General features: G+C 63.6%; 13 protein-coding genes. 6 read left to right on the top strand and 7 right to left on the bottom strand.

Annotation, left to right across the window (positions count from 1 at the left end):
* The first annotated feature begins 15 nt into the window (after positions 1 to 15).
* Genes KY495_RS00370 through KY495_RS00390 form a run of 5 tightly spaced genes read left to right on the top strand, consistent with a single transcriptional unit; the run spans position 16 to position 4,851 of the window.
* The gene (locus KY495_RS00370) at positions 16 to 1,209 is read left to right on the top strand and encodes a substrate-binding domain-containing protein (protein ID WP_219881816.1); all 1,194 of its coding nucleotides are present in this window, start codon (positions 16 to 18) and stop codon (positions 1,207 to 1,209) included.
* A 2-nt stretch (positions 1,210 to 1,211) separates the two neighbouring features.
* The gene (locus tag KY495_RS00375) at positions 1,212 to 1,979 is read left to right on the top strand and encodes an ABC transporter ATP-binding protein (RefSeq protein ID WP_219881817.1); all 768 of its coding nucleotides are present in this window, start codon (positions 1,212 to 1,214) and stop codon (positions 1,977 to 1,979) included.
* Complete coding sequence (locus KY495_RS00380; RefSeq protein WP_219881818.1) at positions 1,972 to 2,694, top strand: ABC transporter ATP-binding protein; 723 nt, start codon at positions 1,972 to 1,974, stop codon at positions 2,692 to 2,694. Before KY495_RS00375 ends, KY495_RS00380 begins: the two co-directional genes overlap by 8 nt.
* Positions 2,695 to 2,706: 12 nt before the next feature.
* Positions 2,707 to 3,753 (top strand): branched-chain amino acid ABC transporter permease, encoded by a 1,047-nt coding sequence (locus KY495_RS00385; protein ID WP_374040976.1) that lies wholly within the window; start codon positions 2,707 to 2,709, stop codon positions 3,751 to 3,753.
* A 9-nt stretch (positions 3,754 to 3,762) separates the two neighbouring features.
* Positions 3,763 to 4,851 carry a branched-chain amino acid ABC transporter permease gene (locus KY495_RS00390; RefSeq protein WP_219881819.1) on the top strand — a complete coding sequence of 363 codons (1,089 nt, stop codon included), beginning with the start codon at positions 3,763 to 3,765 and terminating at the stop codon, positions 4,849 to 4,851.
* 172 nt (positions 4,852 to 5,023) lie between these two features.
* On the opposite strand, the gene KY495_RS00395 is transcribed toward KY495_RS00390, so the two are convergent.
* The 7 genes from KY495_RS00395 to hemC all read right to left on the bottom strand — a co-directional run bounded on the left by KY495_RS00395 (position 5,024) and on the right by hemC (position 11,109).
* Entirely contained in the window at positions 5,024 to 5,638 is a 615-nt protein-coding gene (locus KY495_RS00395) for a hypothetical protein (RefSeq protein WP_219881820.1), read from the bottom strand.
* A 121-nt stretch (positions 5,639 to 5,759) separates the two neighbouring features.
* Positions 5,760 to 6,194 (bottom strand): hypothetical protein, encoded by a 435-nt coding sequence (locus KY495_RS00400; protein ID WP_219881821.1) that lies wholly within the window; start codon positions 6,192 to 6,194, stop codon positions 5,760 to 5,762.
* A 203-nt stretch (positions 6,195 to 6,397) separates the two neighbouring features.
* The gene (gene ppa, locus KY495_RS00405; protein ID WP_219881822.1) at positions 6,398 to 6,937 is read right to left on the bottom strand and encodes an inorganic diphosphatase; all 540 of its coding nucleotides are present in this window, start codon (positions 6,935 to 6,937) and stop codon (positions 6,398 to 6,400) included.
* 90 nt (positions 6,938 to 7,027) lie between these two features.
* Complete coding sequence (locus tag KY495_RS00410) at positions 7,028 to 8,224, bottom strand: heme biosynthesis protein HemY (RefSeq protein WP_219881823.1); 1,197 nt, start codon at positions 8,222 to 8,224, stop codon at positions 7,028 to 7,030.
* A 2-nt stretch (positions 8,225 to 8,226) separates the two neighbouring features.
* Positions 8,227 to 9,363: a uroporphyrinogen-III C-methyltransferase gene (locus tag KY495_RS00415; RefSeq protein WP_219881824.1), complete on the bottom strand. Its 1,137-nt coding sequence runs from the start codon at positions 9,361 to 9,363 to the stop codon at positions 8,227 to 8,229.
* Positions 9,360 to 10,130 carry a uroporphyrinogen-III synthase gene (locus tag KY495_RS00420; RefSeq protein WP_219881825.1) on the bottom strand — a complete coding sequence of 257 codons (771 nt, stop codon included), beginning with the start codon at positions 10,128 to 10,130 and terminating at the stop codon, positions 9,360 to 9,362. Before KY495_RS00420 ends, KY495_RS00415 begins: the two co-directional genes overlap by 4 nt.
* Positions 10,123 to 11,109 (bottom strand): hydroxymethylbilane synthase, encoded by a 987-nt coding sequence (gene hemC, locus KY495_RS00425; RefSeq protein WP_219883992.1) that lies wholly within the window; start codon positions 11,107 to 11,109, stop codon positions 10,123 to 10,125. The genes KY495_RS00420 and hemC overlap by 8 nt, the downstream gene beginning before the upstream one ends.
* 159 nt (positions 11,110 to 11,268) lie before the next feature.
* On the opposite strand from hemC, the gene ppc reads away from it, so the two are divergent.
* Positions 11,269 to 14,079 (top strand): phosphoenolpyruvate carboxylase, encoded by a 2,811-nt coding sequence (ppc, locus tag KY495_RS00430; protein ID WP_219881826.1) that lies wholly within the window; start codon positions 11,269 to 11,271, stop codon positions 14,077 to 14,079.
* The last annotated feature ends 28 nt before the right edge of the window (positions 14,080 to 14,107 follow it).

The following is a 14,107-nucleotide window of genomic DNA, read 5'->3' on the forward strand; positions in this document are numbered from 1 at the left end:
CAAGGAGGAGACAGCATGAAAAGAAGAACCACCATCGTAGCAGCCATCCTGGCGGCATTTGCGGGTACGCTGGCAGCAGGATCCGTGGCAGCGCAAGACCTGAAAGTGGCGCTCATCGCCGGCAAGACCGGCGTGCTGGAAGCCTACGCCAAGGAGACCGAGACCGGCTTCATGATGGGCCTTGAATACCTCACCGGCGGCAAGATGGAGATCAACGGGCGCAAGCTCAAGGTGATCGTCAAGGACGACCAGAGCAAGCCGGACCTCTCGCGCGCCATGCTGGCCGAAGCCTATGGCGACGACAAGGCCGACATCGCCGTTGGCACCACCTATTCCGGTTCTGCGATCGCCATGCTGCCGGTGGCAAAGGAGTACAAGAAGATCCTCATCATCGAACCGGCCGTGGCCGACGCCATCACCGGCGACAAGTGGAACCGCTACATCTTCCGCACCGCGCGCAATTCCATGCAGGACGCCATGGCCGCCGCCAGCACGCTCAAGGGCGGCAGCGTCGCCTTCCTGGCCCAGGACTATGCCTTCGGCAAGGATGCGGTCAAGGCCGGCCGCGAAGCGCTGGCCGCTACCGGCAGCAAGGCCGTGGTGGTGCACGAAGAATATGCGCCCCAGACCACTACCGACTTCACCGCCCAGGCCCAGCGCATCTTCAATGTCCTCAAAGACAAGCCGCAGCCACGCCTGCTGCAGATCGTGTGGGCCGGTCCCAATCCCATGAACAAGCTGGCCGACATGAAGCCGGAACGCTACGGCATCATCCTGTCACCGGGCGGGAACATCCTGCCCGTCATGAAAACCTGGAAGAACTTTGCCGGCACCCAGGGCACCATCTATTACTACTACGACTTCCCCAAGAATAAGATGAACGACTGGCTGGTGGCCGAGCACATCAAGCGCTACAAGGTACCGCCAGACATGTTCACCGCCGGCGGCTTTGCCGCGGCCAGCGCGGTCCATACCGCGCTCACCAAGGCCAAGTCCACCGATACTGAAAAGCTGATCGCCACCATGGAAGGCATGTCCTTTGATACGCCAAAAGGCACGATGACCTTCCGCAAGGAAGACCACCAGGCCTTGCAGTCGATGTACCACTTCCGCATCAAGAAAGACCAGAAGAACGAATGGGACCTGCTGGAACTGGTGCGCGAAATCCCGGCCAGGGAACTGCCGGTGCCGCTGCGGAACAAGCGCTGACCATGGGCCAGCCATCGCCATCGCTGTCCACCCGCGACCTGACGATTCGCTTCGGCGGCCACGTCGCGGTCAACCAGGTCACGGCTGAATTCTTCCCGGGCACGCTGACGGTGATCGTTGGCCCCAATGGCGCCGGCAAGACCACCTACTTCAATCTCATGTCCGGCCAGCTGGCCGCCACCAGCGGGCGGGTATTCCTGGCGGGCCAGGACATCACCGCCCATGGCGCAGCGAAGCGCACGCGCCTGGGGATTGGCCGCGCCTTCCAGCTTACCAATTTGTTCCCCCACCTGACAGTGATTGAAAACGTGCGCCTTGCAGTGCAGAGCCGGGCGGGCCTGGGCATGAACATGTTTTCCATCTGGTTCAGCCACAAGGAGCTGATCGAGCGCGCGCAGCACTACCTTGAGCGCGTGGCCCTGGCCGACAGGCGCGATGCGCCGGTGATCTTCCTGTCGCATGGCGACAAGCGCAAGCTGGAAGTGGCCATCCTGCTGGCACTGGAGCCGGACGTGATGATGTTTGACGAACCCACCGCCGGCATGAGCGTGGATGAAGTGCCGGTGGTGCTGGACCTGATCCACCAGGTCAAGGCCGAGCGCAACAAGACCGTGCTGCTGGTCGAGCACAAGATGGACGTGGTGCGCTCGCTCGCCGACCGCATCATCGTCCTGCATAACGGCGCCCTGGTCGCCGATGGCAATCCGGCCGAAGTCATGGCGTCGCCGATCGTGCAGGAAGCTTACCTGGGAACCCCGCAACATGCCTGAACCGATGCTCAAACTGTCCGGCGTGCATACGCACATCGGCGAATATCATATTTTGCAAGGCGTGGACCTGGTGGTGCCGCACGGTGGCATGTCGGTGCTCCTGGGCCGCAACGGGGCCGGCAAGACCACCACCCTGCGCACCATCATGGGTCTGTGGAAGGCCAGCGCCGGCAGCGTGGCATTTGATGGCCGCGAAATTGGCGCCATGGCCACGCCCGACATCGCGCAGGCCGGCATTGCCTACGTGCCCGAGTCCATGGCCGTGTTTTCCGACCTGACCGTGCGCGAAAACCTGTACCTGGCCGCGCGCAGCGGGCCGCTCGACGAGGCGCGCGTCGAGTGGATTTTTGGCTTTTTCCCGGCCCTGAAAAAATTCTGGCACTACCCGGCCGGGAATCTGTCCGGCGGACAGAAACAAATGGTGGCCATCGCGCGCGCCATCGTGGAGCCGCGCAAGCTGCTGCTCATCGACGAGCCGACCAAGGGCCTGTCGCCCGCCATCATCCAGAGCCTGATCGCCGCCTTCCAGGAACTCAAGGCCACCACCACCATCGTGCTGGTGGAACAGAACTTCAGCTTTGTGAAGTCGCTCGGCGACACCGTCGCCGTGATGGATGACGGCCGCATTGTCCATGCCGGCGCCATGCGCGAGCTGGTGGACGACCAGGACCTGCAACACCGCCTGCTCGGGCTCTCGCTCGACGCGCATCAATAACAGGACGCCCCCGTGAATCTCCATACACCCCCTGCCATCGCCAACGTGGTGCCGCCCGCGCCGCCCGAGACCGCCCTCCCCGCCGCGCCGCGCGACTGGGCACCCTTGCTGCTGGTACCGGCACTCATGCTCATCACGCTGCCCCTGGTGGCAGACTTCCCCACCTGGATCACGCTCACCGTGGCCGGGCTGGCAATGGGCATGATGATCTTCCTGATGGCCAGCGGCCTGACGCTGGTGTTCGGCCTCATGGACGTGCTCAACTTCGGCCACGGCGCCTTTGTTGCGGTCGGCGCCTATGCCGCTACCATGGTGCTCATACCCATGCAGGCGTCGCTGGAGGTCGATTCGCTCATGCTCAACCTGGGCGTTCTGGCCCTGGCGATCACGGTGGCCATGGTGGTGACGGCGCTGCTGGGCTGGGCCTTCGAGCGCATCATCATCGCGCCCGTCTACGGCCAGCATCTGAAGCAGATCCTCATCACCATGGGCGGCATGATCGTGGCCGAGCAGCTCATTAACGTCATCTGGGGCGCGGAGCAGATTCCGCTGCCGCTGCCTACCGCCCTGCGCGGCGCCATCATCGTGGGCGACGCCGCGATTGAAAAATACCGGCTGGTGGCGGTGGTGATCGGCCTGGTGGTGTTTGTCGGCATGTCGCTGATCCTCAACCGCACCAAGCTTGGCCTGTTGATCCGCGCCGGGGTCGAGAACCGCGAAATGGTCGAAGCGATGGGCTACCGCATCCGGCGCCTGTTCGTGGCGGTATTCGCGGCCGGTTCGGCGCTCGCCGGCCTGGGCGGCGTGATGTGGGGCCTGTACAAGGAAACCCTGACCGCCGGCATCGGCGCCGAAATCGTGGTCATGATGTTCGTGGTGATCATCATCGGCGGCCTCGGTTCGCTGGGCGGCTGCTTCATCGGCGCGCTGCTGGTGGCCATGGTGGGCAACTACGCCGGCTTCCTGGCGCCCAAGGTGGCGCTGGTGTCGAACATCGGCGTCATGATGCTGATCCTGCTCTGGCGCCCTGCCGGAATGTATTCCAACCTGCGCCGCTAAGGACGCCCCATGCTCACCCGCCTCCTCTCCGGCGATTCGCCGCGCAGCCGCAGCCTGTCGATCGTCCTGCTGCTGATTTTCCTTGGCCTGGCACTGGCGCCGTTCATCACCACCGGCGCGCGGCCGATCAATACCGCCGCCACCATCTGCATCTATATCGTGCTGGTGGCGTCCTATGACCTGCTGCTCGGTTATACCGGCATCGTCTCGTTCGCCCACACCATGTTCTTCGGCATCGGCGCCTATGGCGTGGGCCTGGGACTGGCCAGCGTGGAGGAGCCGACATGGACTGCATTGTTTTCGGGCCTCCTGATTGCCATTGCCGTGGCGCTGGTGCTGGCACTGGTGGTGGGCCTGTTCGCCCTGCGCGTGCGCGCCATTTTTTACTCCATGATCACGCTGGCAGTGGCGTCCTCGTTCGCCGTGCTCGCGTCGCAGCTGTCCGATTTCACCGGCGGCGAGGATGGCAAGACCTTCAGCGTGCCGGAGCTGCTCTCGCCCGGCTTCACGCTGATGGAAGGCGAGTGGTTTGGCCGCGCGCTCGACGGCAAGCTGCTCACCTACTACATCGTCTTCGCCGGCTGCCTGCTGCTGTTCCTGTTCCTGCTACGGCTGGTCAATTCGCCCTTTGGGCGTGTGCTGCAGGCCATCCGCGAAAATGAATTCCGGGCCGAGGCGCTGGGCTACCGCACGGTGTTGTACCGCATCTGGGCCAACTGCCTGGCCGCGCTGGTGGCCTGCCTGGCAGGTGCGCTGATGGCACTGTGGCTGCGCTACGTGGGCCCCAAGACCATGCTCGGCTTCGAAGTGATGACCGACATCCTGCTCATTGTCGTCATCGGGGGCATGGGCACCATGTATGGTTCGGTGATCGGCGCCACGCTCTTCATCATCGCCCAGAATTACCTCAAGTCGCTCATGGCCCAGGGCTCCAGCGCGCTCGAAGGCGTGCCGGTGCTGGCCCAGGCGCTGCATCCGGATCGGTGGATGCTGTGGCTTGGCGTGCTGTTTGTACTGTCGATTTACTTCTTCCCGCTGGGGATCGTCGGCAAACTGCGCATGCTGAAACTGCGCCGAACGCAGGCCACGGGCGCCTGATCGCCGTGGCTTGCTAGTGTCCTGAGTTATAAATACGTTGATTAAATGCGGCGACAATCGCCCCAATACCGCTTCACAAATGCTCGCAAGGCCTCGGCCTTGCTGTGCTTTGTTCATTGTCTTGGGTCGATTTCGCCACATTGATAATTCCACGAATTTCCAGCTCAGGACACTAGCCGCCGGCCGGCACGCTGCATGGCATGCCGGCGCGGCGCGCCGGATTGCCCGGATCGGCCCGTTCGACGAAGAAGTTGTAGACCTCAGACACCCCGGTTGTCGCACCCCAGTTACGCGCAGTGGCCCGCAATGCACCCCGGTTGGCACCATTGAATTCATACACGGTCAACAAGGTGACGGTATCGTAGGCCTTGGCCGTGCTGAATCGCACCTGCGTTACCGCACTGCCCGGCTGTTTGCCGGGGTTGGGGAAGGTCATGCCGGAGACGGTCTGTGTCGTTTCGGCAGGCCCGGGAATGGCGATAATGTCGCCCGGATTGGCGCGCGCTGCCAGTGCACCAAAAAACGCGGAAGGGCCGATGACAATGGATCGCACCCCGCCCTTGTCGGCGACATTGGCCACCACACCAAAGGGGCTGTTGACATAGACGCAGCGCCCGGCTGCGACGGAAGTCGTAGTCTCCACTTCGCTCATGGGCGTGGTCAGGCCGGGGGCGTGGTAATGGATGCGAAAGCGCAGCTTTGCGGGGGTGGTGTCGGCCGTGTCGGGCATGGTTTGGCAGCCAGTCATCCATAGCACGGTACAGAGCAGCGATGCGGTCAGTTTCATATGAACCTCCGGTACGGTCGAACTCGTCACTCAGTATCGGAATAATTCACTGCACCGTAAATACATATTATTACTTTTTCGATATCGCTCACCCCGGCGGCAGGTGAAGGTGGCGCGGCATTTACACATAGCGTTCAGCCACCCGCACCAGAACAGGTATCAGCTGTCCGATAAACACAATGCAGGCGACCCACGTGACGGTCGCGGCGCGGGAATCTGCAATGGCCGCGCGGTTCTCTGCCTGCATGGTTTTCATATCGGCTCGCAGGCTCCAGACATCCTCCCTGGCCTGCAGGCGGTGCTCAGCGAAACGGGCATCGATCATTGCCTGCTGCTCCACAAAACCTGCCTTGGTGGCTTCGCGCAATTGGGTCAATTCTCCTTTCAATTCTTGCCGCACCTCTGCAAGTTCTTGCTTGGTAACCATATTAGCCATGGACGCATGAATTACCCCGAGTTCATGCCAGATACTGCGCAACTCTTTTGCCACATCGGTATCGTGCCCGTCGAGGTCCTTGCCGGAATTTGGCGGTAGATCGTTTCTTTGCACAGACATAGGTCACCTATATTAAGAAAATGCCGACTGACGAAAGACGCTTTAAAACAAGCAGCGCCCGCCTTTTCACCTTCCATAGTTAGACCTTCCAAGTACGCCACCGTTCACATAAATCGGCGTCAAAACGGCTCGCCCCAAAGCCTCAGGCGAAAAAAAACCGGGTATCTGACAACCCGGTTTCTTGCAGCCAGCCTCGCGGCTGTTTATTTGTTTTCAGCTTTCTTGAAAGCTGCCACGCCATTGACGATTTCCGCTTTCGCTTCTTCCGGGCCGAACCAGCCTTCGATCTTGACCCACTTGCCTGGCTCCAGATCCTTGTAATGCTCGAAGAAGTGCTGGATCTGCTGCAGGCGCAAGTCCTGCAGGTCTTCCGGCTTTTGCCAGTGCTTGTAGATCGGCAGGATCTTGTCTACCGGGACTGCCAGGATCTTGGCATCGCCGCCGGCTTCGTCGGTCATCTTCAGGATGCCGATGGCGCGGCAGCGTACCACCACGCCAGGAATCAGCGGGAACGGCGTGATCACCAGCACGTCGCATGGGTCGCCGTCGTCCGACAGGGTATTTGGCACGTAGCCGTAATTGCACGGATAGTGCATCGCGGTGCCCATGAAACGGTCGACGAAAATCGCGCCCGACTCCTTGTCCACTTCGTACTTGATCGGATCGGCATTCATCGGAATTTCGATGATGACGTTGAAATCGTTAGGCACGTCGCGGCCGGCGGAGACTTTATTCAAACTCATGGGAATTCCTTAGATACGGATTTTAAAGATGCGTGATTATAGCGAAAATTACATTGCGATTGGTGCGCCGCAACAACGGCACCCCGGTATTTAGAGAACGCTGGCCAGGGCGCACTGGCGGAAATGGGCACTGGCCTCTTCCTGCTGGCCCAGCGCTTCATGCATCTGCGCCAGCTTCAGGTGAGCTTCGCGCACCATGCGCGGCTCGGTCGCGTCGGACAAGGCCTGCTCCAGGTAGCGCTGCGCCTTGCCCCACAATTTCTGCTTCAGGCACAGGGAACCGAGGGTCAGCGCCAGCTCGGCATCGTTGGGGCGCTGGCGAATCCAGGCCTCGCAGTATTCGATCTGGGCCAGCAGCGATGGTGAACCGGCCGGTCCCGCCGTTTCGCGATAGGCCCGCACTACCCGGTCGTCCCACTCCACCCGCAGCGCTTCCTCGGCCGTGGCGCGCGCTTCGTCATGCAGCCCCCGGGCATTGAGCGCCGTGGCGGCGCGCGCGGCGATGTAAGGCTTGACGCGGTCGGCGCTCGGAATGGTCGCCCACACGCGCTGGATCGATTCGGCATCGTGCGAACTGTCGGTGAGCATGGCTTCATAGGCCAGTTCGCGCAGCCGCGCCGACAGCGCCGGGTGCAGCGCCTTGTGCTTGTCGAGCGAGCGCACCAGACGCAGCACCTCTGGCCAGTTCTTGGCCTGCTGGTGCGCCTTCATGGACCACTGCAGCGCATGAATGTGACGCTGGCCGCTGGCATTGAGTTCGGCCACCGCTTCCAGTGCCGCTTCCGGCTGATGGTCGTCCACCAGCAGTTCGGTGGTGGTCATCAGACGCGCCGTCTTGAGCGCGGGGTCATTGACCACGCCGGCCAGCCAGTTGTCGCGCCGGGCCGACTGGCGCATGCGGTGTGCGGCGCGCGCGCCGATCAGCGCGGCCAGGCCGGCGTTCTCGGGCAGTTCAGCCGCGCGCATGGCCGCCTTTTCGGCGTGCCCGAAACGGCCCTCGAACAAGGCCTTGAGCGCGTCGCGCAAACCCTTGTTGCCGTCGCGTTCACGCTTGCGCTGGCGATAGGCCGCCACTTTCGCCGGCATGGACACGGTGGCCCGCAGGGCGCGCAGCAAGCCGTATATGAACGTGAACAGCAGTATCGTCAACAGCACGAACAGGTTCAGCGACATGTCGACCCGGTACGGCGGGTAGAACAGCACCACGTTGCCGGGATTGTATTCCGCCGTCACCGCCAGCGAGATGGCGACCGCCATCAGGAGCACCAACCAGATAAGTACGCGCATGGTCAGGGCTTCGACTTGTAGTTGCGCACGGCATTGAGGCTGTCGGCCAGCGACGGCATCTCGATCGCCACATTATTGGCCTGCACCTGGCGCAGCAGCGCCTGCACGCTCTGGGTGTGCGCCGCGCGCGTGTCGAAGTAGCGAGTCAGCGCCAGCTGCGCCGATTCGAGGTCGGCCCGAAACGCCGCTTCGTTGCGCGACAAGAGCGCCAGGCGGGCATTCAGCAAGCGCAGCTTCAGGTTCTCGCGCAGGAAATAGGTCTGCTCTGGCGAAATCATGAGCGCTTCCGGCGTATCGACCTTGCGCACCCGGATCAGCTGACGCAACTCGTCCCACAGTTCGGAAATCCAGGCATTCCAGGTCGCGCGTGCCCGTGCCATATAGCCTTCGTTCACGGCCACCACAGGCGCCGCGGGGGCGGTCCCCTTGGCGATGGCGTCGGTGCCGCGAGCGCGCTGCGGCCGGGCCGGCAGCACCGGCTTTTCGTCCGACAGCAGCGGCAGCGTGTCGACCTGGGCGATCGCATTGTCGATGCGCAGGGCCACGCCCACCAGGTCCAGCGCCGGCAGCGCCTGCAGCTTTTCGATATCGCGCGCAATGGCGCGCCGGATGGTGATGAATTGCGGCGTGTCCGACCGCGACAGCGAGCGATCGGCGTTTTGCAGCGCGATCAGCGCGCCGCGCACATTGCCTGCCAGCTGCAGCTGCTGGCTCGCCGTGGCCAGCACCTGCTCGATTTCGGCCAGCGCCCATTCATCGCGGTTCTTGGACAGGTCCTGGTACAGCTGTTCCAGGGCCAGCTGCTGGCTCTGCGCTTCGAGCTGGCGGTTGTCGAGTACCGTGAGCTTGGCCTGCAGGTCGCGCGTGAGGTCCTGCACCGAGCGCATGGTCGCTGCCGTCTCCGTATTGACCACTTCCGCCTTTTGCAGGCGATTGGCCACCTCGATGCGCAGCTTTTGCAGCGAATTGCGGGTTGACCAGGCATGGGCCGCCAGCAGCAGCGCAATGACGATGACGGCAACCGTCATGGGCCGCTGCAAGATGTCGGTCATGGTGGCCGGCGCCGCGGCGTTCACGTACGGCGGCGCAGTGCCGGCCGGCTTCGAATTGTGGTCAGGTAAAGTAGGCAAATCGTTCATGGTCGTGATTGTAACGCGGCAAGCAGACGTTCGTCGCCTGATCCACAGAGCGTGAGACGGGTCAGCCCCAGCGCGGCGGCTGTTTCGGCGATGCGGGCATGGGGAACGATCAGGTGCTGCTGTTGCATTTTTACTACAGCGTCCGGCGAACCGAGCTCCCCCACCAGTGAGCGCAGGCCGCGCAAGGCTTCGGAACTGGTGATGATCCAGTCGTTTTCGCCCTCCAGCAGGCCGGCCAGCTGCGTGCGCAGCGCCGGGCTCATGGCCGGAACGCGGCGCCGGTACGCCGCCACCGTGGTGACGATGGCGCCGGCCGCGCGCAAGCCGTCGGCCATCAGTTCGCGACCACTTTCGCCGCGCACGATCAGCACTTCCTTGCCCGCCAGCGCAGTCAGGTCGAGCGACTGCAGCAGGTTTTCCGAATCGCTGCGCGCCGGGTCGCGCGGACTGACGATGCGGGCATTGCCGTCGTCAAGACCGTGGCGGGCCAGCGCCGCGCGGCTGCCCTCTCCCAGCACCGCCAGCGTGACGGCGCGCGGCCAGTGGGCAATGTGGGCAAACGCGGCGTCAATGGCGTTGGGCGACACAAAGGCCACCATCGCATAGCGCGCCAGCTGCGCCAGCTGCGCCGTCAGCTCGCTCTGGTCGGGCAAGGGCGAAATCTCGAGCAGCGGCAGCAGCACCACCTCGCGCCCGAGGGCGGCCACCTGCTGCGCCAGGGCGCCGGCCTGGGCGCGCGGGCGCGTGATGATGACCGCGTCAGGCATCGCCCGCGCCGGCCTCCACCTTGCATGCGGCCAGGATGGCACTGGCATCCTGGTCGGCCAGCAGTTGCGAGACCTGTTCGCCCAGCGCTTCGGGCGCGCCGGCAGGACCTGTCAGTTCGGCGCTGGCCATGCGACTGCCGTCCGGCGTGGCCACCATGGCGCGCAGGCGCATCTGGCCGCCATCGACCGTGGCAAAGGCGGCCAGCGGAATCTGGCAGCTGCCGCCGAAGACCTTGGACACCTTGCGCTCGGCCGCGACGGCCTGGGCGGTGGCCAGGTGATTGAGCGGGGCCAGCACGGCGCGCAGGTCGACGCCGTCAGTGCGCTCGGACAGGATCTCAATGGCCATGGCGCCCTGCCCTGCAGCCGGCAGGCTGGTTTCAGGCTCCAGCACGCTGCGTATGCGCTGCGGCAAGCCCAGACGCTTGAGGCCGGCGGCGGCCAGGATGATGGCGGCATACTCGCCGCGATCGAGCTTGCCCAGGCGCGTATCGAGATTGCCGCGCAGCGGCTGGATGACCAGGTGCGGATAGCGCGCCGCGATCAGCGACTGGCGGCGCAGGCTGCTGGTGCCGACCACGGCGCCCGGAGGCAGGTCGGCCAGGCTGGCGTAATCATTGGAGACAAAGGCATCGCGCGGGTCTTCGCGCTCCAGCACCGCGGCCAGCTCAAAGCCTTCCGGCAAGTCCATCGGCACGTCCTTGAGCGAATGCACGGCCAGGTCGGCCCGGCCTTCGGCCATGGCCACTTCCAGTTCCTTGACAAACAAGCCCTTGCCGCCCACCTTGGACAGGGCGCGGTCGAGGATCTGGTCGCCCCGCGTCGTCATGCCGAGTATCTCAATGCTGCACTGCGGATATAATAAAGCTAATCGCGCGCGTACGTGCTCGGCCTGCCACATGGCCAGGCGGCTCTCGCGGGAGGCAATTATCAGCCGCGCGGGCTGCTGGACCGGCTTACCAGCCGACACGGCGGTCATTTCAGTTGCATTCAAAACGGATTCTTTCACTGTCGTTAAACCGTAACCGGCCAAGCCTCAGTTATCGGTGCTTGCATAAGATCACAAATTTTATCATGCGCCCCCTTTGCAGAACCTGGCCATAAGCCTTTTTGCACCAACATTACATTCTGGTCAAACATGGTAAATCAAGCTGCTGCTCAAGAAACCTCACCAGTCCTGGACAAGGACGCACCGTTAAAAGAAGATATCCGCCTGCTTGGACGCCTGCTCGGCGACGTCCTGCGCGACCAGGAGGGCGAAGAGGTCTTCAACGTCGTCGAAACCATTCGCCAAACGGCCGTGCGCTTCCGGCGCGAAGACGATGCCGCCGCCGGCGAAGAACTGACCACGCTGCTGCACAAGCTCTCGCGCAACCAGACCATTTCGGTGGTGCGCGCGTTCTCGTACTTTTCGCACCTGGCCAACATCGCCGAAGACCAGCACCACATCCGCCGCCGCCGCGCGCACCTGCTGGCCGGCTCCGCGCCCCAGCAGGGCAGCGTCAGCTTCGCCCTGAAAAAGCTGAGGCAAGCCGGCGTGGAAGGCGAAACCGTGCGCGAGTTTTTCAAGGAAGCCCTGATTGCCCCGGTGCTGACGGCCCACCCGACCGAAGTGCAGCGCAAAAGTATTCTCGACGCCGAGCATGACATCGCGCGCCTGCTGGCCGAACGCGACCTGCCCCTCACACCCAAGGAGCGCCTGGCCAACACCGACCTGCTGCACGCCCGCATCGCGACGCTATGGCAGACGCGCATGCTGCGCTACTCCAAGCTGACGGTGGCCGACGAAATCGACAACGCCCTGTCCTACTACCGCATCACCTTCCTGCGCGAGCTGCCTGGCCTGTATGACGACATCGAACAGGAAATCGCCGAGCAGTATCCGGGCGAAGGCCTGGCGCTGGGGAACGCACGCTATGTGCAGATGGGCAGCTGGATTGGCGGCGACCGTGACGGCAACCCGAATGTCAACGCCGGCACCATGCAGCACGCGCTGGTGCGCCAGGCCACCACCATCCTCGACTTCTATCTCGAGGAAGTGCACGCCCTGGGCGCCGAACTGTCGATTTCGACCCTGATGGTGGGCGCCAGCCCCGAGCTGCAGGCACTGGCCGATGTCTCGCCCGACCACTCGCCGCACCGCAGCGACGAGCCATACCGGCGCGCCCTGATCGGCATCTATGCGCGCCTGGCCGCCACCGCCCGCGCGCTGGGCGCGACCAACATCCTGCGCAAGGAAGTGGGCCACGCCGAGCCGTACGCGCAGGCCTCCGACTTTGCCGATGACCTCAAGATCCTGGCCGCTTCGCTGCGTGCCAACCATGGCGCGCTGCTGGTCAAGCCGCGCCTGGCCACCCTGCTGCGTGCTTCGGGCATTTTCGGCTTCCATCTCGCCTCGCTCGACATGCGCCAGTCGTCGGACGTGCACGAGCGCGTGCTGGCCGAGCTGTTTGCCAGCGCCGGCGTGCAAGCCTCGTACGCCCAGCTCGACGAAGCGCAGAAGGTGGAACTGCTGCTGGCCGAACTGGCGCAGCCGCGCCTGCTGTATTCTCCCTACGCAAAGTACAGCGCCGAAGCCGATTCCGAGCTCTCCATCCTGCGCGCGGCGCGCGACATCCGCGCCCGCTACGGCGTGCGCGCCATCCGCAACTACATCATCTCGCACACCGAGACCGTGTCGGACCTGCTGGAAGTGCTGCTGCTGCAAAAGGAAACCGGCCTGCTGCGTACCCAAGCGGGTGAACTCGACGCCATGGTCATCCCGCTGTTTGAAACCATTCCCGACCTGCAGCGCGCCGCGGCCATCATGGGCGAGTGGATGGCAATCCCGATGGTCAAGGAACTGATCGCCAAACAGGGCATGCTGCAGGAAGTCATGCTGGGCTACTCGGACTCGAACAAGGATGGCGGCTTCCTCACTTCCAACTGGGAGCTGTACAAGGCCGAGATCCATCTGGTGAAGGTGTTCGCCGAAGCGGGCGTGAAAATCCGCCTGTTCCATGGCCGCGGCGGCACCGTGGGCCGCGGCGGCGGTCCAAGCTACGAAGCGATCCTGGCGCAGCCGCCGGGGACCGTCAATGGCCAGATCCGCCTGACCGAACAGGGCGAGATCATCGCCTCCAAGTTCTCGAACGCCGAAATCGGCCGCCGCAACCTGGAGCTGCTCGTTGCCGCCACGCTGGAAGCGACGCTCACGCCGCACGCGGCCGAGGGCGACAAGGCGCAGCGCCTGGCCGGCTTTGAAGACATCATGGCCGACCTTTCGGCGCGCGCCTACAAGGCTTACCGCAACCTGGTGTACGAGACTCCCGGCTTTACCGACTACTTTTTTTCGGCCACCCCGATTGCGGAAATCGCGGAGCTCAATCTTGGTTCACGCCCGGCCTCGCGCAAGTCGACCAAGCGCATCGAAGACCTGCGCGCCATTCCCTGGGGCTTTTCGTGGGGCCAGTGCCGCCTGCTGCTGCCGGGCTGGTACGGCTTCGGTTCGGCCATCACGCAGTGGATCGAAGAAGGCAACCGTGACGAAAAGATCGCCACGCTGCAGGCCATGTTCAAGGAGTGGCCATTCTTTGCCACGCTGTTGTCGAACATGGACATGGTGCTGGCCAAGACCGACCTGGCGATCGCGTCGCGCTATGCGGAACTGGTGGCCGACGTCGAACTGCGCGAGCGCATCTTCAAGCGTATCGCGGCCGAACATGGCACCACCCTGCGCTGCCTGGAAGCGATCACCGGCGCGCATGAACGCCTGGCCGGCAACCCGCTGCTGGCCCGTTCGATCCAGAACCGCTTCGCCTACCTGGACCCGCTCAACCACCTGCAGGTCGAGCTGATCCACCGGCACCGGAAGGTAGCAGGCGACCCGGCGCAGATCGACGAGCGTGTGCATCGCGGCATCCATCTGTCAATCAATGGCGTGGCCGCAGGCTTGCGCAACACAGGCTAAGGGCCTGTAAATATTTTTGTGCGGTGAA

It is taken from the genome of Massilia sp. PAMC28688 (assembly GCF_019443445.1).
In the GTDB taxonomy this organism is placed as follows: Bacteria; Pseudomonadota; Gammaproteobacteria; order Burkholderiales; family Burkholderiaceae_D; genus Telluria_A.

Bases quoted from the DNA above. Each gene is read 5' to 3' on its own strand.
- KY495_RS00395 (WP_219881820.1), bottom strand. From the start codon at position 5,638: ATGAAACTGACCGCATCGCTGCTCTGTACCGTGCTATGGATGACTGGC.
- KY495_RS00375 (WP_219881817.1), top strand. From the start codon at position 1,212: ATGGGCCAGCCATCGCCATCGCTGTCCACCCGCGACCTGACGATTCGC.
- KY495_RS00415 (WP_219881824.1), bottom strand. From the start codon at position 9,363: ATGAACGATTTGCCTACTTTACCTGACCACAATTCGAAGCCGGCCGGC.
- ppc (WP_219881826.1), top strand. From the start codon at position 11,269: ATGGTAAATCAAGCTGCTGCTCAAGAAACCTCACCAGTCCTGGACAAG.
- KY495_RS00400 (WP_219881821.1), bottom strand. From the start codon at position 6,194: ATGTCTGTGCAAAGAAACGATCTACCGCCAAATTCCGGCAAGGACCTC.
- KY495_RS00370 (WP_219881816.1), top strand. From the start codon at position 16: ATGAAAAGAAGAACCACCATCGTAGCAGCCATCCTGGCGGCATTTGCG.
- KY495_RS00410 (WP_219881823.1), bottom strand. From the start codon at position 8,224: ATGCGCGTACTTATCTGGTTGGTGCTCCTGATGGCGGTCGCCATCTCG.
- KY495_RS00390 (WP_219881819.1), top strand. From the start codon at position 3,763: ATGCTCACCCGCCTCCTCTCCGGCGATTCGCCGCGCAGCCGCAGCCTG.
- hemC (WP_219883992.1), bottom strand. From the start codon at position 11,109: ATGACCGCCGTGTCGGCTGGTAAGCCGGTCCAGCAGCCCGCGCGGCTG.
- KY495_RS00380 (WP_219881818.1), top strand. From the start codon at position 1,972: ATGCCTGAACCGATGCTCAAACTGTCCGGCGTGCATACGCACATCGGC.
- KY495_RS00420 (WP_219881825.1), bottom strand. From the start codon at position 10,130: ATGCCTGACGCGGTCATCATCACGCGCCCGCGCGCCCAGGCCGGCGCC.
- ppa (WP_219881822.1), bottom strand. From the start codon at position 6,937: ATGAGTTTGAATAAAGTCTCCGCCGGCCGCGACGTGCCTAACGATTTC.